The sequence below is a fragment of the Geobacillus sp. 47C-IIb genome, assembly GCF_014679705.1.
GTDB classification, from domain to species: Bacteria; Bacillota; Bacilli; order Bacillales; family Anoxybacillaceae; genus Geobacillus; species Geobacillus thermodenitrificans.
Genome location: NZ_CP061473.1, coordinates 3,547,320 through 3,571,559, shown reverse-complemented (window position 1 = coordinate 3,571,559; position 24,240 = coordinate 3,547,320). Strand labels below are relative to the sequence as shown.

At 50.8% G+C, this 24,240-nt stretch carries 26 protein-coding genes and 1 other RNA gene; 8 read left to right on the top strand and 19 right to left on the bottom strand.

Annotated features, from left to right (window positions below):
* Positions 1 to 51 precede the first annotated feature (51 nt).
* Positions 52 to 1,248, bottom strand: coding sequence for a Ger(x)C family spore germination protein (locus tag IC804_RS17990; RefSeq protein WP_081157123.1), 1,197 nt, complete (start codon positions 1,246 to 1,248; stop codon positions 52 to 54).
* Entirely contained in the window at positions 1,245 to 2,870 is a 1,626-nt protein-coding gene (locus IC804_RS17985) for a spore germination protein (RefSeq protein ID WP_081157122.1), read from the bottom strand. Before IC804_RS17985 ends, IC804_RS17990 begins: the two co-directional genes overlap by 4 nt.
* Before the next feature lie 190 nt (positions 2,871 to 3,060).
* Between IC804_RS17985 and IC804_RS17980 the strand changes: the two genes are divergently transcribed.
* A complete protein-coding gene (locus IC804_RS17980; protein WP_155121002.1) occupies positions 3,061 to 3,228 on the top strand; it encodes a YczF family membrane protein in 168 nt (55 codons plus the stop codon).
* 49 nt (positions 3,229 to 3,277) lie between these two features.
* On the opposite strand, the gene IC804_RS17975 is transcribed toward IC804_RS17980, so the two are convergent.
* From IC804_RS17975 to IC804_RS17965, 3 genes are read right to left on the bottom strand one after another with little or no spacing between them, the layout of a single operon-like run.
* The gene (locus IC804_RS17975; RefSeq protein ID WP_011887341.1) at positions 3,278 to 4,990 is read right to left on the bottom strand and encodes an ABC transporter permease; all 1,713 of its coding nucleotides are present in this window, start codon (positions 4,988 to 4,990) and stop codon (positions 3,278 to 3,280) included.
* Positions 4,983 to 5,864 (bottom strand): ABC transporter ATP-binding protein, encoded by an 882-nt coding sequence (locus IC804_RS17970; RefSeq protein ID WP_008879238.1) that lies wholly within the window; start codon positions 5,862 to 5,864, stop codon positions 4,983 to 4,985. Before IC804_RS17970 ends, IC804_RS17975 begins: the two co-directional genes overlap by 8 nt.
* Positions 5,830 to 6,237 carry a GntR family transcriptional regulator gene (locus IC804_RS17965; RefSeq protein ID WP_081157121.1) on the bottom strand — a complete coding sequence of 136 codons (408 nt, stop codon included), beginning with the start codon at positions 6,235 to 6,237 and terminating at the stop codon, positions 5,830 to 5,832. The genes IC804_RS17970 and IC804_RS17965 overlap by 35 nt, the downstream gene beginning before the upstream one ends.
* A 284-nt stretch (positions 6,238 to 6,521) precedes the next feature.
* Between IC804_RS17965 and IC804_RS17960 the strand changes: the two genes are divergently transcribed.
* The 5 genes from IC804_RS17960 (at position 6,522) to IC804_RS17940 (ending at position 12,232) form a co-directional block, all read left to right on the top strand.
* Positions 6,522 to 7,619 carry a GerAB/ArcD/ProY family transporter gene (locus IC804_RS17960; RefSeq protein ID WP_035498226.1) on the top strand — a complete coding sequence of 366 codons (1,098 nt, stop codon included), beginning with the start codon at positions 6,522 to 6,524 and terminating at the stop codon, positions 7,617 to 7,619.
* On the top strand, positions 7,616 to 9,151 hold the full coding sequence (locus IC804_RS17955) for a spore germination protein (RefSeq protein WP_008879242.1): 1,536 nt from the start codon (positions 7,616 to 7,618) through the stop codon (positions 9,149 to 9,151). Before IC804_RS17960 ends, IC804_RS17955 begins: the two co-directional genes overlap by 4 nt.
* Complete coding sequence (locus IC804_RS17950; RefSeq protein ID WP_008879243.1) at positions 9,148 to 10,296, top strand: Ger(x)C family spore germination protein; 1,149 nt, start codon at positions 9,148 to 9,150, stop codon at positions 10,294 to 10,296. The genes IC804_RS17955 and IC804_RS17950 overlap by 4 nt, the downstream gene beginning before the upstream one ends.
* Positions 10,297 to 10,414: 118 nt before the next feature.
* The gene (locus IC804_RS17945) at positions 10,415 to 10,585 is read left to right on the top strand and encodes a fosmidomycin resistance protein (protein WP_223812849.1); all 171 of its coding nucleotides are present in this window, start codon (positions 10,415 to 10,417) and stop codon (positions 10,583 to 10,585) included.
* 354 nt (positions 10,586 to 10,939) lie between these two features.
* The gene (locus IC804_RS17940) at positions 10,940 to 12,232 is read left to right on the top strand and encodes an ATP-binding protein (RefSeq protein WP_081157120.1); all 1,293 of its coding nucleotides are present in this window, start codon (positions 10,940 to 10,942) and stop codon (positions 12,230 to 12,232) included.
* A 54-nt stretch (positions 12,233 to 12,286) separates the two neighbouring features.
* On the opposite strand, the gene IC804_RS17935 is transcribed toward IC804_RS17940, so the two are convergent.
* Both IC804_RS17935 and IC804_RS17930 read right to left on the bottom strand, forming a co-directional pair.
* The gene (locus tag IC804_RS17935; protein WP_008879246.1) at positions 12,287 to 12,493 is read right to left on the bottom strand and encodes a DUF6501 family protein; all 207 of its coding nucleotides are present in this window, start codon (positions 12,491 to 12,493) and stop codon (positions 12,287 to 12,289) included.
* Positions 12,490 to 12,714 (bottom strand): hypothetical protein, encoded by a 225-nt coding sequence (locus IC804_RS17930; RefSeq protein WP_223812848.1) that lies wholly within the window; start codon positions 12,712 to 12,714, stop codon positions 12,490 to 12,492. The genes IC804_RS17935 and IC804_RS17930 overlap by 4 nt, the downstream gene beginning before the upstream one ends.
* 26 nt (positions 12,715 to 12,740) lie before the next feature.
* Here IC804_RS17930 and IC804_RS17925 point away from each other — a divergent pair, with 26 nt between their 5' ends.
* Positions 12,741 to 12,965: a hypothetical protein gene (locus tag IC804_RS17925; protein ID WP_172437865.1), complete on the top strand. Its 225-nt coding sequence runs from the start codon at positions 12,741 to 12,743 to the stop codon at positions 12,963 to 12,965.
* Between the two features lie 50 nt (positions 12,966 to 13,015).
* Here IC804_RS17925 and IC804_RS17920 read toward each other — a convergent pair whose 3' ends face one another.
* The 7 genes from IC804_RS17920 to IC804_RS17890 form a co-directional block, all read right to left on the bottom strand.
* Complete coding sequence (locus tag IC804_RS17920; RefSeq protein ID WP_029760829.1) at positions 13,016 to 13,210, bottom strand: NETI motif-containing protein; 195 nt, start codon at positions 13,208 to 13,210, stop codon at positions 13,016 to 13,018.
* Between the two features lie 73 nt (positions 13,211 to 13,283).
* On the bottom strand, positions 13,284 to 13,433 hold the full coding sequence (locus IC804_RS17915; RefSeq protein WP_008879250.1) for a DUF2639 domain-containing protein: 150 nt from the start codon (positions 13,431 to 13,433) through the stop codon (positions 13,284 to 13,286).
* A 590-nt stretch (positions 13,434 to 14,023) separates the two neighbouring features.
* Positions 14,024 to 15,691 (bottom strand): DHA2 family efflux MFS transporter permease subunit, encoded by a 1,668-nt coding sequence (locus tag IC804_RS17910; RefSeq protein ID WP_008879251.1) that lies wholly within the window; start codon positions 15,689 to 15,691, stop codon positions 14,024 to 14,026.
* 10 nt (positions 15,692 to 15,701) lie between these two features.
* Positions 15,702 to 16,340: an HlyD family secretion protein gene (locus IC804_RS17905; RefSeq protein WP_029760831.1), complete on the bottom strand. Its 639-nt coding sequence runs from the start codon at positions 16,338 to 16,340 to the stop codon at positions 15,702 to 15,704.
* Positions 16,341 to 16,343: 3 nt separating this feature from the next.
* On the bottom strand, positions 16,344 to 16,784 hold the full coding sequence (locus IC804_RS17900; protein ID WP_008879253.1) for a MarR family winged helix-turn-helix transcriptional regulator: 441 nt from the start codon (positions 16,782 to 16,784) through the stop codon (positions 16,344 to 16,346).
* Between the two features lie 208 nt (positions 16,785 to 16,992).
* A non-coding RNA gene (gene ssrS, locus IC804_RS17895) (6S RNA) lies at positions 16,993 to 17,181 on the bottom strand.
* Between the two features lie 63 nt (positions 17,182 to 17,244).
* Positions 17,245 to 18,798 carry an acyl-CoA carboxylase subunit beta gene (locus IC804_RS17890; RefSeq protein ID WP_369802828.1) on the bottom strand — a complete coding sequence of 518 codons (1,554 nt, stop codon included), beginning with the start codon at positions 18,796 to 18,798 and terminating at the stop codon, positions 17,245 to 17,247.
* A gap of 67 nt (positions 18,799 to 18,865) precedes the next feature.
* Between IC804_RS17890 and IC804_RS17885 the strand changes: the two genes are divergently transcribed.
* Positions 18,866 to 19,015, top strand: a complete 150-nt coding sequence (locus IC804_RS17885) for a hypothetical protein (protein ID WP_190300636.1) — start codon at positions 18,866 to 18,868, stop codon at positions 19,013 to 19,015.
* 70 nt (positions 19,016 to 19,085) lie between these two features.
* On the opposite strand, the gene IC804_RS17880 is transcribed toward IC804_RS17885, so the two are convergent.
* From IC804_RS17880 to IC804_RS17860, 5 genes are all read right to left on the bottom strand, one after another.
* Positions 19,086 to 19,868 (bottom strand): enoyl-CoA hydratase, encoded by a 783-nt coding sequence (locus IC804_RS17880; protein ID WP_008879255.1) that lies wholly within the window; start codon positions 19,866 to 19,868, stop codon positions 19,086 to 19,088.
* A 28-nt stretch (positions 19,869 to 19,896) separates the two neighbouring features.
* On the bottom strand, positions 19,897 to 20,796 hold the full coding sequence (locus IC804_RS17875) for a hydroxymethylglutaryl-CoA lyase (protein ID WP_011887330.1): 900 nt from the start codon (positions 20,794 to 20,796) through the stop codon (positions 19,897 to 19,899).
* 117 nt (positions 20,797 to 20,913) lie between these two features.
* Complete coding sequence (locus IC804_RS17870) at positions 20,914 to 21,126, bottom strand: acetyl-CoA carboxylase biotin carboxyl carrier protein subunit (RefSeq protein WP_008879257.1); 213 nt, start codon at positions 21,124 to 21,126, stop codon at positions 20,914 to 20,916.
* Positions 21,127 to 21,148: 22 nt separating this feature from the next.
* Entirely contained in the window at positions 21,149 to 22,501 is a 1,353-nt protein-coding gene (gene accC / locus IC804_RS17865) for an acetyl-CoA carboxylase biotin carboxylase subunit (protein ID WP_008879258.1), read from the bottom strand.
* Positions 22,502 to 22,566: 65 nt separating this feature from the next.
* A complete protein-coding gene (locus IC804_RS17860; RefSeq protein ID WP_008879259.1) occupies positions 22,567 to 24,201 on the bottom strand; it encodes an AMP-binding protein in 1,635 nt (544 codons plus the stop codon).
* Between the last annotated feature and the right edge of the window lie 39 nt (positions 24,202 to 24,240).

Below are 24,240 nucleotides of genomic sequence, written 5' to 3'. Positions count from 1 at the left end.
TTTGCCTAGTCCACATCCCCACGTGCCGGCTGTGCCGGCGACGATTGATTATTAATACGGCTTATCCCACATTCTCGTGCGACGGATATGCATATCTGTTGTCACAGTGACATCAAGTTCAGGAAAATAGCGATCGTGCCACTCTTTCTCGATCTTCTTCCATAAGCGTGGAGCAGCGCGGTGAACCGCGGCGCCAAACCCGAAAACATCTGTTTTTTCACGCTGGGCCGCTTTAATCGCTTTTGTGACGTCCTCCTTAGCGCTACGTTCAAGTTCTTTTTCTAAGCGGAATAACAAACTAGTGTCGGCTAAGTTAATAGGAATTCTTGACTCGCTGAGTTCTCCTTCCGCTATGATATGGATCGAAATGGACGGACGGCCGTTTTTGATTTTCGCCTTTACCTTCGTTTTTGATCGCGTCGTCCGATAGCCGATCGCTTCTTTCTTTCCTTCCCAAGGAACGGTAAGATTTGTGTGCTGAATACGTTCTAACACCCACATCATGCCCCTTGCTGTCGGCCCGTCTACCCAACGAACGAGGCGGTCGTTTTTAAACAGAGCGAGCCCGTCTAATTTGATGCGTGCATCCGGTACGGACGACTGAACATTTTCTTGCCGTTTTCCTTTTCTAGGATCCCCTTCAATGGCTACACCGGTCATCACTGGGTTTCTCTGAGACACGGCTATGTCGCGAACCGTCCGCCATATATCGATATTGCTCGTTTCTCCCCATGCCAGCTCGGAAAACTTAAGCATTTGAATAATTTGTCTGGCGGAAATTTTATCGATCGGTGTTAGCACCGAGAGCACCTCTTTCGCTGAATGGCCGCGAGCGATGACAAGTTTGGCTGTCGTCCGGAATTGATGGTGCCGCTCCATGACATCAAACACCTCATCCAATCCTTCGCGCGCCAGCTCTTCACTGACGACAACTAAGTTCGTATGGGCATAATACAAGAGACGCGACACTTTTTCCGTAGCTTTCCTAGATGCTTCGGACACACTGTCTCCGGTCGACGTATAGATCGACACCGGCACGCCTCCCGCCCCACCACCGCTCGGCATTGCCCCGGCGACGTTGCCCGGATTGACGACTTGAAGCGAGGCTAAATATTCGCCTTCTTCCGTTTTATCAAGGCCAATGGCAATGACAAACGCCAAATCAGTCAGTTCTCTTTGACTCCAGCAACCCGCAAGCAAACAAACATAGGCGGTGAGTGATATAAAAAGGGCGAAGGCCCGTTTCATGACTCATCCCCCTTCCCTTGGCGTGACGGCGTTGGCTGCTGTGGCTTTTGATCGCCTGATTGCCGAACGATATTTTTTTGGCTGATAAGACGAGGCCGCTCACGAAACATCCATGTCGGGAGACGAAACAGCGTATCACCCATATTCGACGGCATAAACGGAGCAAGCGGCGACATGTACGGGACGCCGAACGAACGTAAGCTGCACAGATGAATCGTCATGACCAAAAGACCCATCATAATGCCGTAAAACCCGAACATCGCCGCCAAAAACATGAGAGCAAACCGGATGAGCCGCGCCGAGATGGCAATAGCAAACGATGGCGTCGCAAAGCTGGCGATAGCCGTAATTGAAACGACGATCACCATTGCTGACGATACTAAACCGGCCTCAACCGCCGCCTGACCGATGACAAGCGCTCCGACAATCGATACCGCCTGGCCAACGGCGCGCGGCAAGCGGACACCCGCTTCGCGCAAAATTTCAAACGTCACTTCCATAATGAGCGCCTCAACGAACGCCGGAAACGGCACCGCCTCACGCTGGGCAGCAATGGCAATCACGAGCAGAGTCGGAATCATCTCCTGATGAAACATTGTCCCAGCGATGTAGGCTGCTGGTGCGACAAGTGAAATAAAAAAAATGAGCACGCGCAAAAAGCGAAGAGCCGTTGCAATATCAAAGCGAGCGTAGTAGTCTTCGACCGCTTGAAAAAACTGAATAAACAATGCTGGTGCAACAAGGACAAACGGTGTCCCTTCAACAAAAATGGCGACCCGCCCTTCAAGCAAATTAGCAGCGACAATATCGGGCCGTTCCGTATGATAAGTAGTTGGAAACGGCGTGAACGTCTGATCTTCAATCAATTGTTCGATATAGCCGGACTCGAGCACACCATCAATATCGATGCGGCGAAGGCGCTTCTTCACTTCCTCGATGATTTCGTCATTGGCGATCCCTTTTACATACATGATAGCCACATCGGTTTGCGTCACCGTGCCGATTTGCATCGTCTCAAGCCAAAGGTTCGGGTTTTTGATGCGGCGGCGGATCATCGCTGTATTCGTGCGCAATGATTCCGTAAACCCTTCACGTGGTCCACGAACAGCGATTTGCGTTTGCGGTTCTTCAATCGAACGGTATTGTCCGCCTTTCGTGCTCGCGCAAATGGCAAACGATGTCCCATCAATCATCATTACCGTCGCTCCGGAAAACAACTCGCAAAACAGTAGTTTCCAGTCAGCAACATGCTTCACTCCGCCAACCGCAGCGAGCTTTTGTTCGATCCATTGCAATCGCTCTTTTTCCTCGAGTGCGAGCGGAAAAGACGCCGTAAGCAGCGGCGTGAGCAAAAACTCGTACACGTTTTTTTCATCAACGAGCCCGTCAACAAAGACAACGGCTGCTTTCATTTGCTTTTCCTGGCCGAGGGAAAAACGGCGAATGACGACATCGTCGCTTTCTCCGGTCGCCCGCCGGATGATGTCGATGTTCACCGCCAGTTCAGCTGACATTGGCTCTTGTGGGACATCCGCCACTTCACCGCTATGGTCGTCGCCTTCTTGCTGCACACCGTCGTTCATCTGTTTTTTTTGCCGACGCATCCCCCATTGAAACAACATGCCCCTCTCCTCCTTGCTTCATGGCACTTTTATCCTCCATTATAGGCAATCGGGCAAAAGTATATACGAGGGTGCATCATTCCTCCCTAGCCGGTGAACACTAAGCAAAAAACGGCAGGTGTGGCTTGCTTTGAAAGTCGTATTCTCCTCCCTCACCTTTCTGCTTCTGTTAGTCGGAACAGTTCTAGGAATGGACATGTTGTTAGGATTAACGGTGTACCAATCACTTGATAACATACTCGATCGATTTTCCATGATGGAAGCGGCTGAGCTGTTTCTTTTGTTTCTTTTTTTCACCTTTTGGCTGCTTAACTTGCTTACTGTATGGCTTCGGCGGCGAAAAAACACGCCCTCTTGACAAATCAAGCGGGGAAGCCTATCCGCTTCCCCGCTTTTGACTCAGTCGGTCATTCTGTGAGTTTGTTCCATACTTTTTGTTGTTCGAGCCATTGACGAACGTGCACATAATCAGCGTTGATCGAAAAATACAGTGTATCACCATCGCTCTGCAAAAGCTCAATCTCTCCGTACACTTCTCCCCCCATGATGATGTTTTCAACCGGTTCGTTCCATAAATCTTGTTTGAGCGCCTCGATAAACGCTTCAATTCCCTTCGGCTCAGCTAAAACAAGCACTGGCTGTCCTGTATTCATGTTTCGTATCGTTACCTCGCGGATTGGCGAGTAGCCGCTTGGGCGAAGCAATAAATAGTATTGCTGTTTATATTCTTTCGACTCCATGATGCGGCGAAAATGCGTCATATACGATTCGATCGGTACTTCATAGCAGCGAATGAGGCGCGTGCCGTCTTTGAGCACATAACCGATCACCACCCGCTGAACGTTGCTGAGATGGGACGGCGACGGTTGATCGTGCGTGAGCTGTTCGTGAAACGCCCGCACCGCCTCGATGTTTTCTTTTGTGCGGAGAAATTGGTCATATTCCACGAACGAGCGGCCGATCTGCTCTGGCCGTTCAAAGTTCATCGCCGACTGACCAAAGTACACTTGCTTAATGTCTGCCTCCGCCGGCACACGCTGCTCGTAACCGGTAAGATCGGCGCGAATGATGAAGGAAAGAACGACCATTACCCCTATAAACGCGACATACCCTTTCCAGCGGTGAAATACGCGCCACGTTTTCGCGATGACCATCTGAGCAATTGCGTACCCAAGCAAAGAAAACGTTACATAACCGAATACAATCCAACCCCATTGCCGCTCCACTTCTTCAAAATAAAAACCGCCAACAAGCCACGTGCAAAACGCTACTCCATACACAAACAGTGGACGGAGCGCTCGAAACGCCAACGCCTGCCCAGCCGCTTCTGTCGGTCGCCGCTCATACAACCAAACAGCAATGGCAAAAAAGAGAAGTGACAATAAGAGCAACAGCCCTATCTCCCCTGCACTCATGGGCTGATCCATCAACATCACGTAACGAATCGGGATCATCAACCGCTCCAATTCTGTTGATAAATAATAATAATAGTGTATATCCGGAAACCCAGACAATAATAATGATAAATTCTTGTAAATCAGAACAAGCATGCCGGCTGGAAAAAAGAGAAAAATATTCGTCAGCACGACATGGAGCACTGATTGGCCGACAAGAATACCAACAGCGATACCAAGGGCAAAGATGAACGTTTCAATGACAATCGTTTCACCGAACCAGTGCCATACGTCCGCCGCTTTGAGCCGCCATGGGAGGTCTAGCCCGTACAAGCAGCCGATGGCAACAAGAGCCACCATAACGAGCGGTACAACCAACATGAGCCAGCCAAACACGATTTGGCCTGTGAGCAACTCGGTGCGGCGGATGGGCAAACCATGAATAAAATCAGCCGACCGTTTGTCATGCATATAGCGAAGCACACCGGCAGCCGCCAACACAGGAACAAGCCAGGCGATCAGCGCTTCTAACGCATTCGATATATGGTATACACTGTCCCACTGTGGCATATTGCCTACTTTCGGGTCATATTGGGAATAAACCAAGGCGATCGGCAGCACGATCGCCGCCAGCCATAGCAGCAAATGAAGGATCGCAATCCAACCTATTTGGCGAATATTTTGCGTCCACATGGCGCGGTTCGCCGACCACCGTTTCCTAGACATGAGCGCCCCTCCCTATTTCATACATAAAAATTTCCTCAAGTGACAGCGGCAACACATCAAGGATGAGAGGATGAAACGCGCGAACCGTCTCCTCTATGCGCCGCTTTTCCCCACGGACGACAAGCAGGACGATGCTTCCTCGTTCCTCGCGATGCACAATATCGAGGCGTTCCACCAATTCACTCGGAAAGCCATCGCGAAAAGCGAGCTGCAACTTATGCATGCCGGCGCGCAGTTCATCCAAATCTCGCTCTAACCGCACCGTGCCGCGCTCCATCAACCCAACAATGCCACATAAATCTTCGAGCTCGCGCAAATTATGTGACGAGATGACAATCGTCATTTCCCGTTCCACCACTTCATCAATCAACAATTGTTTCACATGGCGACGAACGAACGCATCGAGCCCATCGAGCGGCTCATCCATAATGAGCACATCGGGTTGAACGGAAAAGGCGAGCCAAAACGCGGCTTGACGCTGCATTCCTTTGGAAAACTGCTGAATTTTTTTATCAAGATCCAACGAAAACGCCTCCTGCAGCTCCACAAACCGCTCGCGGCTGAATGACGGATACACTTGTTCGTAAAAGTCCGCCATTTGCCGAATCGTCGTATGCGGAAAAAAATATACGAAGTCCGGCAAAAATAAAAGGCGTTGCTTCACGTTGGCATTTTCCCATACCTCTTCTCCATCGATCACGATCGTCCCTCGATCTTGGCGGAGAATGCCAGCCATTAGCTTCAGCAACGTTGTTTTTCCCGCTCCGTTCGGTCCGAGCAGCCCATAAATCACCCCTTTCGGCACGGTCATCGTTGCACCGTTGACAGCGGGAAACCGATCAAACGTTTTCGTCACGTCTACGAGTTGAATCATTGTTCTCCTCCTCTTCCTCCCCTTCTATGATCCATTGCCATAACTGCTCGTTTGTCACTCCTAAAAAACGCGCTTCCTTGACGAGGCGGATGAACTGTTCATAAACGGCAGCGATCGCCTCGGCGTTTGGCTCTTTCGGGCGCGCCGCGACAAAACTCCCCTTCCCTGGAACAGAATAAATCCAGCCATCGCGTTCGAGTTCGCGGTACGCTTTTTGAATCGTATTCGGGTTGACCATCAGTTGTTTCGCCATCGCCCTGACCGACGGCAGCTGATCATGCGGCTGCCATAATTCGCGGACGATCATTTCTTTCATTTTTTCGATCAGCTGTTCATAAATCGGCTGCCGGCTTCGTACATCGAGTTCAAACATCTCCCCTCCTCCTCTCATCGTCACAACCGTACTATAACTAATAGTACACTTAAAACAGTAGAAATTCAAGTATTTTTTTCCATTTGTCTTTTTATGATTTTGACGACGGCGAACAATAAAATAAAGCGAATGGCTAGATCAGGCGTTAACTGAAGCTGTTTCATGACATGCCTTTCTTAGGTGTTTTCTTCCTAAGTATTGCACTCCCAGCCGTTTGAAAGGATAAATTCACCTATACCGGGAACACTACTGTTCTAGAAACGGTCATAGAAAGAAAGGGATTCATGATGAATGCACAGACGCTTAGCACCCTGCAACTGTTGTTTATGATTATCCTGTCAATTGGATTGATGAATCACGTGATCATCATCCCCTTCATACTCGAGGCCGCTCACCGCGATGCATGGATCGCCACCTTGGGAGCATTGGGGGGCTTGGTCATCTGGCTGCCGCTGCTTTATTTCATCATCAAACAACTGAATGGCGAACGTCTGTTCGATTGGTTAAAAAACCATTTTTCAAGCCCAGTCGCCTATGTAACGGCCATTGTTAGCAGCATATTCTTACTTCTGCAGGGCTTTGTCACATTAAGTGATACGATCACGTTCACCACGACTTCTTATTTGACGACGACGCCGAGATGGGTGCTAATTCTTGTCATCGCCCTCGTTTGTTTTTATAACGCGTATCGAGGCATCGATTCGATTGCCAACACAGCGATGATCATTTGTCCGTTCGTCATCGCCTTCGGTTTATTCGTCATGCTGTCCACTATTCCCCATAAAGACTATTCACTGCTCAAGCCGATGCTTGAGCACGGCATGACGCCTGTGTTCCGGGGCATGCTGTACGTTGGGGCAGGTTATGTGGAAATAATCGTTCTTTTATTTCTCTCTCATCGACTGCCCCGTCCGTTTTCATGGAAAGCACTCGCCGCCCTTGTCTTCTTCACAGCCGGTCTGACCATCGGTCCAACGCTCGGAGCCATTGCCGAATTCGGACCCGAGCAGGCGACACGCCTTCGCTATCCGTCTTTTGAACAATGGCGGATGGTCAATTTAGGGACATATATCGAACATGTGGACTTTCTGTCGGTCTATCAGTGGCTGTCTGGCGCTTTCATCCGTATTTCTCTGTCAACGGCGCTGATTGTGGAGCTGTTTCCAATCCGCCATTTACAAACACGACGTTGGATGCTTATCGTTCTCTACTTGGCGATCACCTTGGCATCTCTGACACCGGGCAGCGATGAACAATTTTTGTATTTTGTCAAACATTGGGTACTACCATCGTCGCTGCTGTTTAGTCTTGCGCTGTCTGTTTTGTTAGGCGCTTTGGCTTTATTGACGCACCGTAAAAAGAAAAGAGGGATGGCATCATGAAACCGATTATGCGCGCCGCCCAAGGCAAGCGGCTGAACGACGATTACACCGGATTAGAGACTGTGATCATCTCCGAAGAGGCATTACAGATGATGTACGCGAAATGCAGCGACGTCATCATGACAGAGACGGCCGTTCCATCGCCGCTCTCTGACGGGTCATCAAAAACTGTACACTTGTTATTTATTTATTGTGAGGAATTGTGCGATGTACAAATGTTGCAAAAGACCATCTACCCAATGTTCCGCAAGATTTGTGAACAGCATTCGTGCTTCTCGCACGCTGATATCGAAACATGCAAACCACCCGCGCTCGAATACATGGGGCACGAAGTGCGAATCGATGATCTCAACTTAAGACTGTTTAGCGGCGATTTGCTCATTTATTTCCGCGAAGCCGACGCCTTATACGCAATGCCACTTGCGAGTCCGCCCAACCGTGACCCAGAGGAGCCAAACACGGAAGTGTCGATTCGCGGACCAAAAGACGGATTTATTGAAGAGATCAACAAGAACGTGGCGCTCATCCGCAAACGGCTGCGCTCAAATTGTCTCGCCTATGAGTCGTTCATTATCGGCACACGCAGCCAGACAAAAGTTGCGCTGCTCTACGTCGAAGATATTGCCAACACAGCCATCATCGATGAGGTGAGAAGACGGCTGCTCAGCTTATACATTGACTCGGTAACAAGCACCTCTCAAATTGAAGAGTGGCTGTCCGACACCAAGATTGCTTTGTTTCCAATGTTCGGTTATACCGGGCGCCCTGATTTTGCCGTCAATTCGCTTCTCAATGGCCGTTTTATCATCTTAGTGGACGGGTCACCGACCGCCTTGATTGGACCGGGCAATTTAACGTTTTTGCTAAACACATCGGAAGATAATAACACATTTTTCCTATTTGTTGTATTTCAGCGTCTGCTTCGGCTTGTTGGCACCTCGGTCGCCATTTATTTGCCAGGCGCCTGGATCGCACTCACTTCGTTCCATCCAGATCAGCTGCCATTCACCTTACTCGCAACGCTCATTTTGTCGCGCCAAGGAGTGCCACTTCCGGTGCCGCTTGAAATGTTTATCATGATGATTTTGTTTGAAGTGTTTAAAGAAGCTGGGATGCGACTGCCAATCGCCATCGGGCAGACGCTGTCGGTTGTTGGCGGTTTGATTATCGGACAAGCGGCGATCAACGCCGGGCTCGCGGCCCCGGCCACACTCGTTGTTGCCGCTATTTCTGTCATCTCGACATTTACGCTTGTCAATCAAAACATCGCCGGCAGCGTCACTTTGCTGCGCTTTATTGTTCTCATTTTCGCTTCCTCCCTTGGTTTGTTTGGGTTTATTTTGTCGCTGTTTTTCTTTTTGACCTATATCGTCAACTTGCACATTTTTGGCATTCCGTACTTGACACCGCTAGCACCGCCTTCAAAAGATATCGGGAAAGTATTTATTCCAAGCACGTGGAAACAGTTCCGCACGCGCGACCGCATTGTGCGTCCAAAAGATCTCATTGCAAAAGAGAGGGAACGGCAATGAGGAATCGGGTCATTCCCATCATCGTCTCTGTCCTGTTGCTTGGCGGTTGCTGGGATACACGCAATATCGATCAAACTGTCTACGTCCATTCCATCGGGGTTGATTACAAAGACGGCAAGGTGATCGCCTACATCCAGTTGATCAGCTTCACCGCCCTTGCTAAAGTCGAAGCAGGCGGTGGCAAAGACAAAGCGACCGTTTCCATCGGCAAAGCATCTGGCGACACATTTAACATCGCAACCGACATGATCTACCGTTCCATTCAACAAAGGGTGTCATGGGGACATGTCAAAAGCATCGTCTTTACGAAACGTGCCCTGCAAAAAGGCCTTGTGGCTGATGTGATCGATGTACTGAACCGTTACAATGAAATCCGCCATACAGCATGGGTGTACGCTACCGATGAGCCGCTTTCTGATCTGTATGCAGCAACGCCGCTGTTGAATACTTCGTCGTATTATTCGGTGTTGTCCAACCCGGAAGAAATTTTTCAACAAAGTTCGTTCATCCGTCCAATCCGACTCAACCGGCTGATTGCGACGATGGACGAAAAAGCTGCTACAGCCAGAATTCCTTATTTGACCATCGACGGCGACCGATGGACAGAAAACAATAAGCCAAAACCAATGCTCGCTGTATCGGGTGTCTGTTTTATCCACGATTACGCCCTGCAAGGATGCGAGCGCCGTTCCGATCTACAAGGACTTCGCTGGTTTGAACAGAAGATTCGACGTACACCGATTTATATCAAACAAAACGGGGAAACGGTCGCCACTCTTGTCGTCCAAAAACCGAAAACAAAATGGTCTTTCAAGACAAAGGGCGGGAAGCCTGCAGTTGACATCCAAGTCGAGGCGCAAGGAGCCATCATCGAAATGCGGAAACATCTGCCAAGAAAACAATTAACGAAATTGGCAGAACAAACAGTGAAGCAAGAAATCAACCGTCTATATAAGCTTAGCATCGAACAGCGAATCGATATGTTCAACTTGTCGGAGCAACTGTATCGCCAGCGTCCGAATCTTTGGAAAAAACATGAGAACCATGGCCTTATCCCGCTCGACAATGACACGCTATCTGTGAACGTCAAACTCATCATCAGTGCATCTGGAAGAGAAAAGCTGAATTACCATGGTGGTGATTAAAAACAAAAAAATGGAACGCATTCTCACCGACGCTCACACTGAGAAAGTAGGGCTTTCTCAGTTTGTGATGATCAAGTATAATTAGCATTGAACGGGGAGAATAATGGAAGCCGCCCATATGGAACGAACGAGCGCCAAGATGATCGTCTACTCGATGTTGTTCGCCATCCGCCTCGTCCACTTTTCGAACAATGCGATGCAGGCGGTCATCCCGGCGCTCTTTCCCATTTTGTGCTCGACTTTGAAACTGTCGTATACAGAAATCAGCTGGATTGCAAGGAAAACTTGAGCTCTAGTCAAGCGCTCGGAACAGAGCCGCTTGCATTGCCGAATCTTGTTCATCACCAGGCTAGTGTTGTCGTTCCGTTTTGCAACCTTTGTCGTCTACGCCCAAGAGCGATGGCGAATCATATCAGCATAGCATCCGACGCGTAATCATCGGCTTGGCACCGTCGTGTCCGGCCGAATCACCGATTTGTCGTCGCTTGGTACGATAATACCGCTTTGCGTCATGCTGTCGCTTTTTAGCGACCCTGGCCATTTGGCTGCCAAAAGACCAGAGGCAACAAAACTATTTTTCTTTCAACCGCTTTCCGATTATAATGGAAGACAATGATGTTCACCCGATTAGGAGATTTTTTGTATGGCAGGTTTATATATTAATCAACACGTCCTCAATAATTTGTTTTATATTTTAGTCACTGTGTTTGCGTTTTCATTCATTTATGACCATAGCCCAGCAATTCAGCGCAAACCGCTGTACAACCGGACGCTTCTTTGCGCCTGCTTGGCGCTGGCGTCTGTGCTGTGCATGAGATTTCCCATTTATATTGATCCGACGTGCATCCACGATTTCCGGCAAATTCCGTTTTTGCTTGGAACGCTCTATGGCGGCGGTATCGTTGGAGCCGTGTTTTTTGCTGTGTTAATGCTGGCACGCACTATCTTGTACGGGTTTCAATCGTTGACATTCGTCGTCTATGCCATCATGTTCGTTGTTGCGGCGGCCGCCTCTCCACTATTCCGTCGTCTACCTCGGTCTGGCAAGCTGTTCGCCTCGCTTTGGCTGACGTTTTTGATTGCGATCTTAACAACATTTGTGGCCGTCATTATCGCTGATTTTTCGGTGACGAAGCCGTATATCGTGTATTTTATTATTATGCCGCCATTTGTCATGATGTTCGCCGTCTATTTGATGGAAACGCTCCATGAGGCGCAGCTCGCTCGGGCGGAGCTGATGAAGATGGAAAAAATGGAGATCGTCAGCCAGTTGGCTGCCAGCATTTCGCACGAAATCCGCAACCCTCTCACTGTCGTGAAAGGGTTCATTCAGCTGCTGCAAACCGAGCCGCTGCCGCGCGAAACAAAGGAGCGGTACATCCGCATCGCCCTAGAGGAAGTCGAGCGGGCGGAAGGGATCATCCATGATTATTTAACGTTTGCCAAACCAGCACCGAAAGAGACCGAACCGATCGATGTGGCCGTCGAGCTTCGCAAGGTGTTGCAAATGATCGCACCGATGGCGCATATGCATTCGGTCGATCTCTCTTCTTCCCTTGAACACGGCATCGTCATTGGGAATGTGCAATATTTCCAACAGTGTTTCCTCAATTTGTTAAAAAACAGCATCGAAGCGATGCCAAACGGCGGCACGCTCCGTGTGACGGTCGAGAACCAAGAAACATCCGTCGTCATCACCATTTCCGACAACGGTATCGGCATGACGAAAGAACAAGTGCGCCGCTTCGGTGAACCGTATTTCAGCACGAAAGAGAAGGGAACCGGGCTTGGCGCCATGGTCGCAGTAAAAATCATCGAACAAATGGGCGGGACGTGGAAAGTCGAGAGCACTGTCCAAAAAGGAACGACGTTGACGATCACCTTGCCGGCACGCCAGCTGCGGCTATTATCGTCACAACAGAGCGCCAATAGCTGAACAAAAAACGGATGTCCGCCTTCAGACATCCGTTTTTTATGGCCGCTTGCCCCGTCACTTGATTTCCTCAAAATAATCTTTGTAAAACCCGCCGACTTTTCCGCTATTGTCGACAACAAAATAAAACTCATCCGTTTCATTTTTCACTTCATATACGTTTCCCGGCGTCAACACATTGTTGACAATGTATTTTTCCGCGTTCGTATGGACGCATTTCACTTTTTTGATCGTCGGACGGGTCGCCCATGTGGAATGAATCATGCCGTCATCTCCTTCTCTTTATGTTCTTCTCCTTCTTTATTGTAGCGGCCTGAATCTTCGGCTGCAACGTCCAATTCACCATTGGCTGCCATGATCAGCCCCTCAACCATTGAATGAGATGGACAACCGTGCCAGACCGGCCAAACGCTGTTTGTCGACGGCGGCATGGCCATCGCTTTTGAGTAAAGCTCGTCCGAATCGCGCATAATAAATGCCGCCAAATGATATTAACAAGAAGGTCGCGAAGATGAGCGATCAAGAAAGCAAACGGCAATTTCAAGACGACTTCGACCAGTACTGGATGGACAATGTGATCCGCACCCCGAAAAACTACGTGTACCAAGTCGGCTATGAAGCATCGAGCGGCAACCCGACCGGCGACCATCAAGAGGCGAAAAAACGCGTGAATGGCCGCACGGCTGAACCGGAAAAGAATGTCCTTTCCGTTTTTGCTTTTTGGATGGAAAGTTAGCAGCTACGCTTCAACAAGACAAGTGAGACGCAAGCCATGACCATCTCCGGCTACGGCTCATCGCGCACCGCCTCAAATTCGATGATGCGCCCGTACGGCTCCACCGTCGTTTCGCCGTTCGTTTCCACTTCGCGGAAAATCGGCTTCTCGATGCGGCGGATAGGGCGATAACCTTCTTGTTTCATCCGCTCTAAACAGGCAGCAATCGTTTCGCCTTCAGCTACGGCAAACCGTTTTTTCTTCATCGCGTTCAGCACCTTTCCTCTTTCCTTCACCACTATTTTACCCGAAAAAAGAAGCCGGATCCTTTCGTCCGGCTCAACATGTTTTTTGCACATATTTCCGATACAGCCTGTACAGCTCAGTCGCCTTGTACGTTTCAATTTTTTTCTGTCCGACCGGATGGCGGGCGATGCCTGCCTTTTTTAACTCGGCGACGATCCACCCTTTCGACCCGAAATGCGCCATGAGCGCTTCCCTCCTTTTTCATGCGCTTGTCTTTATGTATATGCGCACGAAAATGAGTGAAGAACCCTCTTGCCATGCTCTCTTCTGTGAAAATGTACGCGCCTTCGGTCGCCATTTTCATGCTTAGGTGGAGCCCAAATCTTAAATCTTTTCCGTGCTTTTTTGTTTTCTTGTTCGCTTTTGCCGGGCTGACGCGGTTTTTCCTTCGCCTTTGGCGCGGATTCAGCCGTTTTTCGGCCACGTTTTTTTCTTTGTATACTAGCCGCAACGAACAGCGGACGTCTCGGTGGCCGACCAACACTTCCTCAAATGATAGACGCCGCTTCTCTGCTCGTGGTCAAATGATGCGTGTCATTCGGCCGGTCACAACCAAGCTAAAACACAGCAATATGCTGTAGCGTATAGCCGACTAGCCATTGGTCTTGCATTCCATCTTGCCCGCAGCTGGCTTTATGCCTCGCGATTTGATTGCCTCTTGAACATCCGCTCCGGTTATACCGTTCGCAAGCGGCTGATTGGTTTCGTCTATCACCTGCCGGCAAGCTTGTAAAAAAAGAAGCGGCCGTTCAAAGCCGCTTCTATTCCTTCATTTACGCCGACGGCGATTTATGTTTTTTTCCTTTTAAGAAGAACGCCATCAATAGTGCTAACACCGTCAAGCCAGTGGCGACAAAAAAGGCGTCATTGATCCCCTCGACCGTGGCGCGCTGCTGCACAAGCCCATATAGCAGCTCACTAACGGCTTCGTCACTCGGGATCACTTGTTTTAGCTGGCTAACAACATCCATAAAGAACGGATTCGTTTCTGTCATTTCATTGCGATACTGTTCCACATGAAATTTTGTCCGGTTTGACATGACGGTCACCAAAAAGGCTGTGCCGAGCGAAGCTGCCACTTGGCGGAGCGTGTTCGCCATCGCTGTGCCGTGGCTGTATAGATGGCGCGGCAACGCGTTTAACCCTTCCGTCATAATTGGCATCCCGAGCATCGACATGCCAAACATGCGGAAAATGTAAAGCCAAATTAAATGACTATATGGTGTATCCATCGTCAGTTTGCTAAATTCCCATGTTGTCACGGCAGTGATGATCAAGCCGACGATGGCAAGCGCCCGCGCACCGATGCGGTCAAACACCCAACCGGAAATCGGCGACATGATCGCCATCACAATCGCCCCCGGCAACAAGAGCAAACCCGCATCGAGCGGCGTAAAGCCGCGCAAATTTTGCAAATAGACCGGAAGCAAGACCATTGCGGCAAACATGGCCATATTAATGACCGAACCGATCACCGTTGACAACGTAAACACTGGATAACGAAACACGCGGAAATTTAACACTGGGTGCTCCGAACGGAGCGAACGCCATGTAAACAAGACGAGGAACAAAGAACCAACAACAAGCGAGACGACGACTTCCGTCTGCCCCCATCCATTGCTTCCGGCCTCACTGAACCCGTACAAAACGCCGCCAAACCCGATCGTCGAATAAATCGCTCCTTTCATATCGAGAACGGGATTTCCTTTGCGCGGCGTTTTTTTCAACCAAAGAGAAGCGAGGACAAGATCCACAATGGCGATCGGCAACACGACATAAAACAAAAGGCGCCACGTATAATGCTCGACGAGCCAACCCGAAAGCGTCGGACCGACCGCCGGCGCAAACATCATCGCAATCCCGACTGTTCCCATCGCCACCCCACGGCGTTCCGGCGGGAAAATCGACAGCATAATGACCATCATGAGCTGCATAATAATGCCCGCTCCAACCGCTTGCGTCAGCCGTCCTGCGAGCATGACCGCAAATGTTGGAGCGATCGAGCAGACAAACGCCCCGATGGCGAAAAACGACATGCTTGAGACAAACAATGTTTTCGTCGGAAACTTGGCGATTAAAAACGGACTGATTGGGATGAGCACCCCGTTGACAAGCATGTACCCCGTAACGAGCCACTGGATCGTCGCTGTCTCGACATTGAAATCTTGCATCATATGCGGCAGTGCGACGTTAATCAACGTTTGGTTCAAGATGGCTACAAACGCCCCAAGCATGACCGTCACGACCACTTTGCCGCGGCTGCCGATGTCACCTAATCCACCTTGACTTTGTCCGGACGAGGTAGCCGGGCGCACATCCGCCCTTGCGCCATCTGCTGTCTCAACCGCGGCCGGAGCTGATTTGCGCCGGCGCAACATGATGTTGAGGACCGCTAGGACGAAAACGGCAAATATGATATAGCTAATCATAAATGTAGACATCGCTGATCACCTACTTATGAATGCGGACAGTGACGTTCATGCCCGGCACGAGTTCGGCTCCGTTGTAGTTGTCGATCGAAATCGTCACCGGAATGACTTGCGTCACTTTCGTGTAGTTGCCAGTTGCATTTGAACTCGGCAACAAGCTGAACGTATTCGCTGTCGCATAGCCAAGTTTTTCAACTTTGCCGCTGAATTGACGGTCCGGATATGCGTCGACATAAATATCGACATCTTGCCCAACTTTGACGTCTTCGATCTCTGTCTCTTCAATGTTCGCCGTCACCCACAAATCATTTAAATCAAACCCACTGGCAAGTGACACTCCTGCTGCAATAAACGAACCCTCCACCGCGTTTTGCTGCACGATCGTCATCCGATGCGGCACCGTGATTTCCACGGTATTTTTGCCGTCTGACACTTCACCGATTTTCTCCCCAGCAGCAAACGTTTTTCCAATGTTTCCAGACCATGACGTCAATTTTCCTGACAACGGAGACGCTACCGGAATGACTTGACCATCAATACGGGCGTTATCCGTTTTAATGTAGTTTGTTGCTTCATTAACATAGTAATAGGCAGCAAATCCTCCGCCAACAAGCAAAATAAGCACGATGATGTTCAGTGCAAGCAAACGTTTCACGTTCACCGTTTATTCCTCCCCTAGTAAAATGGTTTTCACTTTCTCTTGCAACCGCAAAAACTGTTCGATTTCCTCCGGAGAGATCAGCTCCTGAATTCGTTGAAGCCGCCGGCGCAGCACCGACTGTTCACCAAATGCAGCAAGCACCGTCTCCTTCCCTTTTTCCGTCAAACTTAGAATCACAGCACGCCGATCTCGTTTGGACGGTTCGCGAACGACGAGCCCCGCGCTAACAAGCCGATCGACTGTGCCGCTGACGTTGCTATTGCTTAAGTTGAGCTTTTCCGCTAGATCGTGTAGGCGAATATGCTCTTTTTTCAGCAATGTATACAGGACAATCAGCTGCACTTCCGTAATCCCAACGCGGGCAGCATCTTCGCGGATGAGACGGTACAGCGCCTTTTGCGCCCGAGCAATAGCATACATAATGTCACGTCCAATTCCTTCCATCTATCCCCCCTCCTTTAACTAGCAAACCCGAATAATTTCAATACGAATTATTTCCACGCGAAATACAATTATAGCATGCTAATAAGGAAAATCAACTATATTGTTTCCTTCGTCTGCAAAATGATTTCCATCCTGTTGAAAAACGGCAGCCATTCATGCCATACAAACAAAAAAAGCGTCCGTTTGGACGCTTTGTTTCATGCGGATAATCCGCGCCGCGGTTGCCGTCGGCTGAATGCAGTTTCTCAACCACGCTCTACTAGGTGGGTGTTCGCAGAAACGTTCCTGCCGTCCTCGCTAACGAATGGGAGGCATGGCATTCCGGTTTCGATATAGAACTCCCTTTTCATTGCCATCGGTTGAAACTTCATTCTACAACGCACAACGCAGCAGCGGATTGGTGATTATTATCATACACGATCTTCAGTTGTTTGGCAAGAGAGACAGCGGCCCATGTTCTTCAAACCGGATATACCCCATGTTTCCGTTCGGAAAAAGCCATATATTTGGACATATAAGCGTCAAACCGGCGAATGAGCTCGTCACGCAGCTCGTTCGGCGCGATGATCCCGTCGATGACGAGCTCGGAAGCAAGTCGATAAATGTCAATATCACGCCGGTACTCTTCCCGCTTTTGCTCAACAAAAGCCGGCCGCTCTTCTGGCGGCAGTTCGGCGATTTTGTTTGCATAGACGGCATTGACAGCCGCCTCCGGTCCCATCACCGCGATTTGCGCGTTCGGAAACGCGAGGCAGCAATCCGGTTCAAACGCCGGTCCAGCCATCGCATACAATCCGGCGCCGTATGCTTTGCGCACGATAATAGAAATTTTCGGCACCGTTGCTTCCGACATCGCCGCAATCATTTTCGCCCCGTGACGGATAATGCCGGCTCGCTCGACTTTCGTGCCGATCATAAAGCCCGGGATATCGGCCAAAAACAAAAGCGGGATGTGGAATGCATCGCAAAGGGTGATGAACTTTGCCGCTTTATCGGCGGAATCGTGGAACAGCACTCCGCCCTTGACGCGCGGCTGGTTGGCGATAATGCCAATCGGCTGGCCGGCAAGGCGCGCCAAGCCCGTAATGAGTTCCGGCGCAAACAGCTTTTTCACTTCACAAAACGATCTCTCATCAATGATCCGCTCAATTAAATCATACATATTAAACGGTGCGTTTTGGTTCTCCGGCAAAATCTCTTCAATCGTTTTGTCGAACGATTTCGGCGGCTTCGCTTCTGCCATCGGCGGTTTTTCGCTGTAGTTGGACGGAAAATACGACAAATAGCGGCGCGCATAGGCGATCGCCTCTTCTTCGGTTTTCACAAGCACATCGCCGCAACCCGAAACAGTACAATGCATGCGAGCGCCGCCCATTTCTTCGAGCGTCACTTTTTCGCCGATGACCATTTCCGCCATGCGCGGCGAGCCTAAATACATCGATGCATTGCCTTCGACCATAATGACGATGTCACAAAACGCTGGAATATAAGCGCCGCCGGCTGCCGACGGACCAAAGAGCAAGCACACTTGCGGCACTTTCCCCGACAGTTTCACTTCATTGTAAAAAATGCGCCCCGCTCCGCGTCGGCCGGGAAACATTTCGATTTGGTCGGTAATGCGCGCGCCGGCCGAATCAACTAAATAAATGAGCGGACAGCGCAGTTTTTCCGCCGTCTCCTGGATGCGGATGATTTTTTCGACCGTACGTGCCCCCCATGAACCAGCTTTGACGGTGGAGTCGTTCGCCATCACGCAGACGGTCCGGCCGTTGATTTTGCCGATGCCGGTGACAACTCCATCAGCCGGCAGTCCGTCAGCCAAACAGTTGGCAAACAATCCGTCTTCCACTTCCAAGCCGTCATCAAGCAACAAATTCAACCGATCGCGCACAAACAGCTTTCCTTGGGCAGCGTTCTTTTCATGATATTTCGGCGCTCCACCTTTTTTAATGTCAGCTGCCCGTTTCGCTAGCTCCTCAGCCAGCGTGACTCGTTGATTAGCTATTTCCTTCATCCCCATGTTGTCGCCTCCTTGCTTCGTTCATTCCGCTGTTTTCTCAGGCGGTACTTTTATCCATCGAATGTCATCGCCAATACGTCCAACAGCATTGCACACCGCGGCCGGCTACTTTGAGGCAGCGCTTTGGCGGCATATTTCACAACGTGCCGCACCGCAAAGCAGCCGCTTCGACGCCGCGCTTGGCCGCGTCGGTTTCCCCCCTTGGTATTGAAGCGCTTACGGCCATTTGAACCTATGCCTGTAGCGTTCCCCGGGCTTTCAGCCGGCCGCGTCGAAGCGTCTTATTCCCCTTTGTATACCGGTTTCCGTCTCTCTTTAAACGCCTGCAAGCCTTCGAGTCGGTCTTTTGTCGGGATCGTCGCCTCATAGGCGAGCTGCTCAATCGCCAATCCGGTCTCCAAGTCAACGTTAAACACGCTTTGCACCGCCCGTTTCGCTTGGCGGACGGCAATTGGTGCATTATCGGCGATTTGCCGAGCCAATTCAAGCGCCCGCTCCATTAGTTCGGCGCGTGGTACAGCGTATTCAACGAGGCCGATTCGCTCCGCCTCCTTGGCCGTGATCCGTTTCGCGGCAAAAATCAACTCTTTCGCCTTTCCGATGCCGACAAGACGCGGCAACCGTTGCGTGCCGCCCGCGCCTGGAATGATGCCAAGTGACGTTTCTGTCAATCCGAGTTGGATGTCATCAGCAGCGTAACGAATGTCGCATGCTAAAGCGAGCTCGAGCCCGCCGCCAAACGCCGAGCCGTTTAGGGCGGCGATAACCGGCTGCGGCACTTTCTCGACCTCATTGATTGTTTTGCTGATCAAGGCGACCGCCTGCCGCACTTCCGTTTCATTCATTCCCGCCCGCTCCTTCAAGTCGGCGCCGGCGCAAAACACTTTTTCTCCCGCCCCGGTCAAAATGACGACACGCACGTCTTTTTGAAACTTAATCTCTTGCAACAAGTTGCCAAGCTCTAGGAGAAGCGCTCTTGAAAGCGCATTGGCCGCCTCGGGGCGGTTTAACGTCACAATACCAATGCCGTTTTCCTGCATGTCAAACGATACGAACGTTCCCACTTTCCTCTTCCTCCCAAAATGAATTTGCTTATGATGAAATCGTTTGTAAATAGCGGCTTGGGAGCGGACGACCAATTTTGTCGCGAATAAACAAGGCTGCTTTCGTCAGTTGCTCCACATCAATGCCGGTTTCAACCCCCATGCCATGCAGCATGTACACTAAATCATCGGTGGCAACGTTTCCTGATGCCCCGGGGGCATACGGGCAACCGCCAAGACCGCCAAGAGAGCTGTCAAACGTTGTGATTCCCATCTCCATCGAGACTAAAATATTGGCGAGCGCCGTCCCCCTCGTGTCGTGAAAATGCATGGCGATCTGCTCAGCCGGAAAACGGCGGAGCACCTCGGCAAGCACGTCTTCGACTTGTTTTGGCGTCGCCACACCGATCGTATCGCCTAACGACAGCTCATCGACCCCCATCGCAAACAACCGGTCAGCGACCATGAGCACTTGATCGACAGCAACCGTCCCTTCGTACGGACAGCCAAACACTGTCGAAACGTAGCCGCGCACCGTTTTTCTTTCTTGCTTCGCCGCTTTCACGACACCTTCCAACACCGGAAACGTAGCAGCGATTGTTTTGTTAATGTTTTTTTGGTTATGCGTCTCGCTTGCTGACATGAAGACGCCGACTTCATCCACCCCGACACGAAGCGCCCGTTCTAATCCTTTTTCATTCGGAACGAGCGCAGCATACGTGACGCCGTCTTTGCGGCGGATGCCGGCTGCGACTTCGGCGGCATCGGCAAGCTGCGGAATCCATTTTGGATGGACAAATGACGTCACTTCAATATACGACAACCCGGTTTCCGATAATAAATTGATCCAAGCAATTTTGTCAGCCGTGGCGACCGGTGATGCTTCGTTTTGCAGACCGTCGCGCGGGCCGACTTCCTTAATCGTCACCTTCGTCGGCCATCGCCCCATGTCCGCTCCCCCCTTTTCGTTTTATCCCCGTCCCTCAGGTACTTTTTGTTCCTTTCGCCACGTCTGATGGCGAGTCTGAACTTCATTGTTGGTAGAACGGTTCACGCGCATGTTTTCCTACTCAATCTCGACAAGCACGTCGCCCTCGTTGACGAAATCCCCTTCTTGCACATGAATGCTCTTCACCGTGCCGGATGTCTCAGCGGCGACCGGGATTTCCATTTTCATAGACTCCAAAATGACGACATCTTGTCCTTCTTCAACACGGTCACCGACGGCGACAACAATTTTCCATACACTTCCGGCCATTGTGGCAGTGACTTTGTTCATCGTTTCTTCCTCCGTTTCTGCTTCATTTTGTTTTAGTTGGCTGCCAATAGTTCGAAAGAAAATCGGTCGTCGTTTCCCCAGCACGGAACGCCGGGTGGGACAACACCGCCTCAAGCAGCGGGATGTTCGTTTTAATGCCTTCGACGTGATAATCCCGAAGCGCTTCGAGCAAGCGTTCAATCGCCGATGTTCGATCCGAACCTTTGGCGATCATTTTGGCGATCATCGGGTCGTAAAACGGCGTAACGGTGATGCCGCTTTGAACCGCCGTTTCATGACGAATCCCTTCACCTTGAGGAACGGAAAAGGCGGCAATGCGGCCAGGCGACGGGTAAAACGTGTTCGGGTCTTCCGCATAAATTCGCACTTCAATGGCGTGTCCATCGCGGCGAATGTCTTCCTGCTTATACCGAAGCGGCTCGCCGGCAGCGATGCGCAGTTGCTCTTCGACGATGTCAATGCCGGTGATTTCCTCGGTCACCGGATGTTCGACTTGGAGACGAGTATTCATCTCGAGAAAATAAAAGTTTTTTTGTTCATCAACCAAAAACTCGATTGTACCGGCGTTCGCATAACCGATATAACGTGCTGCCTGGACGGCGGCTTCACCCATTTTCCGCCGCGTTTCTTCATCCAAAAACGGCGATGGCGCTTCCTCAACCACTTTTTGATGGCGGCGCTGGATCGAGCATTCGCGTTCCCATAAGTAGACGCAGTTGCCGTGCCCATCGGCGAGCAGCTGAATTTCAATATGGCGCGGGCGTTCAATATATTTTTCGATATACATCGTCCCGTCGCCGAAAAACGAAGCAGCTCGTTTTTGACTGCCTTCAAACGCTTGGCGCAGCTCGGCTTCATCGTGAGCGATGTGCATGCCAATACCGCCGCCGCCTGATGATGCCTTCAGCATGACTGGATAACCGATGGAAGCTGCGGCTGCAGCCGCTTCATCGGGGCTGTCTAATGCAAAGGAAACGCCCGGAACGATCGGAACGCCAGCTTTTTCCATCGTCTGGCGTGCTTCGATTTTGCTGCCCATCGCAGCAATGACGTCCGCCTTCGGGCCGATAAAGACAATCCCTTCTTCCTCACAGCGACGGGCAAACGCTGGGTTTTCCGAGAGCAGTCCGTAACCGGGATGAATCGCTTCCGCTTTCGCCGCTTTGGCGACTTCGATGATTTTTTCGATATTTAAGTAGCTTTCCGCTACGCGCGGCTTGCCGATCAAATACGCTTCATCAGCGAGCTGAACATGGAGCGAATCCGCATCCGCTTCCGAGTAGACAGCAACCGTTTGGATGCCGAGCTTTTGGCATGTGCGAATGATGCGGACGGCGATTTCGCCACGGTTGGCAATCAACACTTTCGCAAACATCCTCTCACCCTTTCACAAAAAGTGGGCTGCCGGCGCCGGACGGTTCGCCCGCCCGGCGCGGCGGTTTAAGTCGTCAAGCCGAGGCGCTGTTTCGCCATTTCTCGCAGCTTAAACTTTTGAATTTTCCCAGACGCCGTCATCGGATAGGAATCGGTAAACTCGATATAGCGCGGGATTTTGTGACGGGAAATGTTGCCGCGGCAAAACTCGCGAATTTCCTCAGCGGTCGCCGTTTCACCGTCCTTTAAGATGATCCACGCCATCACTTCTTCCCCATACCTTTCATCGGGCACCCCGACCACTTGGACGTCCAAAATTTTCGGGTGTTTGTATAAGAATTCTTCGATCTCGCGCGGGTAAATGTTTTCGCCGCCGCGGATGATCATATCTTTCAGCCGGCCGGTAATGCGGCAGTAACCGTTTTCATCCATCGTCGCCAAATCGCCGGTATGCAGCCAACCGTCTTCGTCAATTGCTTCATTGGTCGCTTCCGGATTGTTGTAATATCCTTTCATCACATGGTAACCGCGCGTGCATAACTCGCCTTGCACGCCCCGCGGCACTTCGTTGCACGTGCCGGGCTCAACGATTTTCACTTCTACACCCGGCAGCGCGCGGCCGACCGTTTCGACGCGCAGCTCAATCGGGTCATCAGTGCGCGTCTGGGTAATCACCGGGGACGATTCCGTCTGCCCGTAAGCGATCGTAATATCGGTCATACCCATTTTGTTGATGACTGCTTTCATCACTTCGACTGGGCAAGGAGAACCAGCCATAATGCCCGTGCGCAGCGATGACAAATCGTATTGATCAAAATCCGGGTCATTCAGTTCAGCGATAAACATCGTCGGCACGCCGTGCAGCGCCGTGCATCGCTCCGCCGCAACCGTCTCGAGCACCCGCTTTGGATGGAACTCCACCACCGGCACCATCGTCGCTCCAACGGTGACGCACGCGAGGGTGCTCATGACGCAGCCAAAGCAATGGAAAAACGGCACCGGGATACAAAGACGGTCGCCTTCGCCAAGTTTCATACATTGCGCTACTTGGTGGGCATTATTGACGATGTTATAATGCGACAACATGACCCCTTTCGGGAATCCGGTCGTTCCAGATGTGTACTGCATGTTGATCGCATCGTGCGGGTCGAGGCTCTCTAACCGTTCATCGAGTTCTTCTTCCGTCACCTCATGCGCCATCGCCAAGATGTCGTTCCATGTGAACATGCCCGGATAACGCTTATCGCCGAGCAGAACGACGTTTTTCAGCTTCGGCAGCCGCTTGGACTGGAGCTTCCCTGGTTCGGCAGTACGCAACTCTGGAACAATGCTGTACAAAATGTCGATATACGAAGAATCGCGGTATTGTTCGATCAAAAAGAGCGTCGTCGAATCGGACTGCTTAAGCAAATACTCAAGCTCTGCCGCTTGATAGTTCGTATTGACCGTAACAAGTACCGCCCCCATTTTCCCCGTCGCGAACTGGCAGGCGATCCATTCTGGAACGTTTGTCGCCCAAATAGCGACATGTTCCCCTTTTTCAATGCCAAGCCGCATCAAACCGCGCGCCACAAGGCGGCAATAGTCATTAAACTGCCGGTATGTCAGGCGCAGGTTGCGATCGGCATACACGACCGCTTCACGATCCGGGTATTGCCTGGCACGCTCCTCTAGCAATTTCCCCACAGTCACCGTTAACATCGACCGTCTCCTCCCCTTTGTCCGAATTCACTGTTATGG

What these genes read in the sequence shown, in the direction of transcription:
- IC804_RS17955 (WP_008879242.1), top strand. Translation starts at nt 7,616, where the DNA reads ATGAAACCGATTATGCGCGCCGCCCAAGGCAAGCGGCTGAACGACGAT.
- IC804_RS17925 (WP_172437865.1), top strand. Translation starts at nt 12,741, where the DNA reads ATGAGCGATCAAGAAAGCAAACGGCAATTTCAAGACGACTTCGACCAG.
- IC804_RS17990 (WP_081157123.1), bottom strand. Translation starts at nt 1,248, where the DNA reads ATGAAACGGGCCTTCGCCCTTTTTATATCACTCACCGCCTATGTTTGT.
- IC804_RS17970 (WP_008879238.1), bottom strand. Translation starts at nt 5,864, where the DNA reads ATGATTCAACTCGTAGACGTGACGAAAACGTTTGATCGGTTTCCCGCT.
- IC804_RS17985 (WP_081157122.1), bottom strand. Translation starts at nt 2,870, where the DNA reads ATGTTGTTTCAATGGGGGATGCGTCGGCAAAAAAAACAGATGAACGAC.
- IC804_RS17950 (WP_008879243.1), top strand. Translation starts at nt 9,148, where the DNA reads ATGAGGAATCGGGTCATTCCCATCATCGTCTCTGTCCTGTTGCTTGGC.
- IC804_RS17980 (WP_155121002.1), top strand. Translation starts at nt 3,061, where the DNA reads ATGGACATGTTGTTAGGATTAACGGTGTACCAATCACTTGATAACATA.
- IC804_RS17940 (WP_081157120.1), top strand. Translation starts at nt 10,940, where the DNA reads ATGGCAGGTTTATATATTAATCAACACGTCCTCAATAATTTGTTTTAT.
- IC804_RS17975 (WP_011887341.1), bottom strand. Translation starts at nt 4,990, where the DNA reads ATGTCTAGGAAACGGTGGTCGGCGAACCGCGCCATGTGGACGCAAAAT.
- IC804_RS17960 (WP_035498226.1), top strand. Translation starts at nt 6,522, where the DNA reads ATGATGAATGCACAGACGCTTAGCACCCTGCAACTGTTGTTTATGATT.
- IC804_RS17965 (WP_081157121.1), bottom strand. Translation starts at nt 6,237, where the DNA reads ATGTTTGAACTCGATGTACGAAGCCGGCAGCCGATTTATGAACAGCTG.
- IC804_RS17945 (WP_223812849.1), top strand. Translation starts at nt 10,415, where the DNA reads ATGGAACGAACGAGCGCCAAGATGATCGTCTACTCGATGTTGTTCGCC.
- IC804_RS17920 (WP_029760829.1), bottom strand. Translation starts at nt 13,210, where the DNA reads ATGAAGAAAAAACGGTTTGCCGTAGCTGAAGGCGAAACGATTGCTGCC.
- IC804_RS17875 (WP_011887330.1), bottom strand. Translation starts at nt 20,796, where the DNA reads ATGGGGCGATGGCCGACGAAGGTGACGATTAAGGAAGTCGGCCCGCGC.
- IC804_RS17900 (WP_008879253.1), bottom strand. Translation starts at nt 16,784, where the DNA reads ATGGAAGGAATTGGACGTGACATTATGTATGCTATTGCTCGGGCGCAA.
- accC (WP_008879258.1), bottom strand. Translation starts at nt 22,501, where the DNA reads ATGTTTGCGAAAGTGTTGATTGCCAACCGTGGCGAAATCGCCGTCCGC.
- IC804_RS17890 (WP_369802828.1), bottom strand. Translation starts at nt 18,798, where the DNA reads ATGAAGGAAATAGCTAATCAACGAGTCACGCTGGCTGAGGAGCTAGCG.
- IC804_RS17935 (WP_008879246.1), bottom strand. Translation starts at nt 12,493, where the DNA reads ATGATTCATTCCACATGGGCGACCCGTCCGACGATCAAAAAAGTGAAA.
- IC804_RS17910 (WP_008879251.1), bottom strand. Translation starts at nt 15,691, where the DNA reads ATGTCTACATTTATGATTAGCTATATCATATTTGCCGTTTTCGTCCTA.
- IC804_RS17870 (WP_008879257.1), bottom strand. Translation starts at nt 21,126, where the DNA reads ATGAACAAAGTCACTGCCACAATGGCCGGAAGTGTATGGAAAATTGTT.
- IC804_RS17860 (WP_008879259.1), bottom strand. Translation starts at nt 24,201, where the DNA reads ATGTTAACGGTGACTGTGGGGAAATTGCTAGAGGAGCGTGCCAGGCAA.
- IC804_RS17885 (WP_190300636.1), top strand. Translation starts at nt 18,866, where the DNA reads ATGTCATCGCCAATACGTCCAACAGCATTGCACACCGCGGCCGGCTAC.
- IC804_RS17915 (WP_008879250.1), bottom strand. Translation starts at nt 13,433, where the DNA reads ATGGCGCATTTCGGGTCGAAAGGGTGGATCGTCGCCGAGTTAAAAAAG.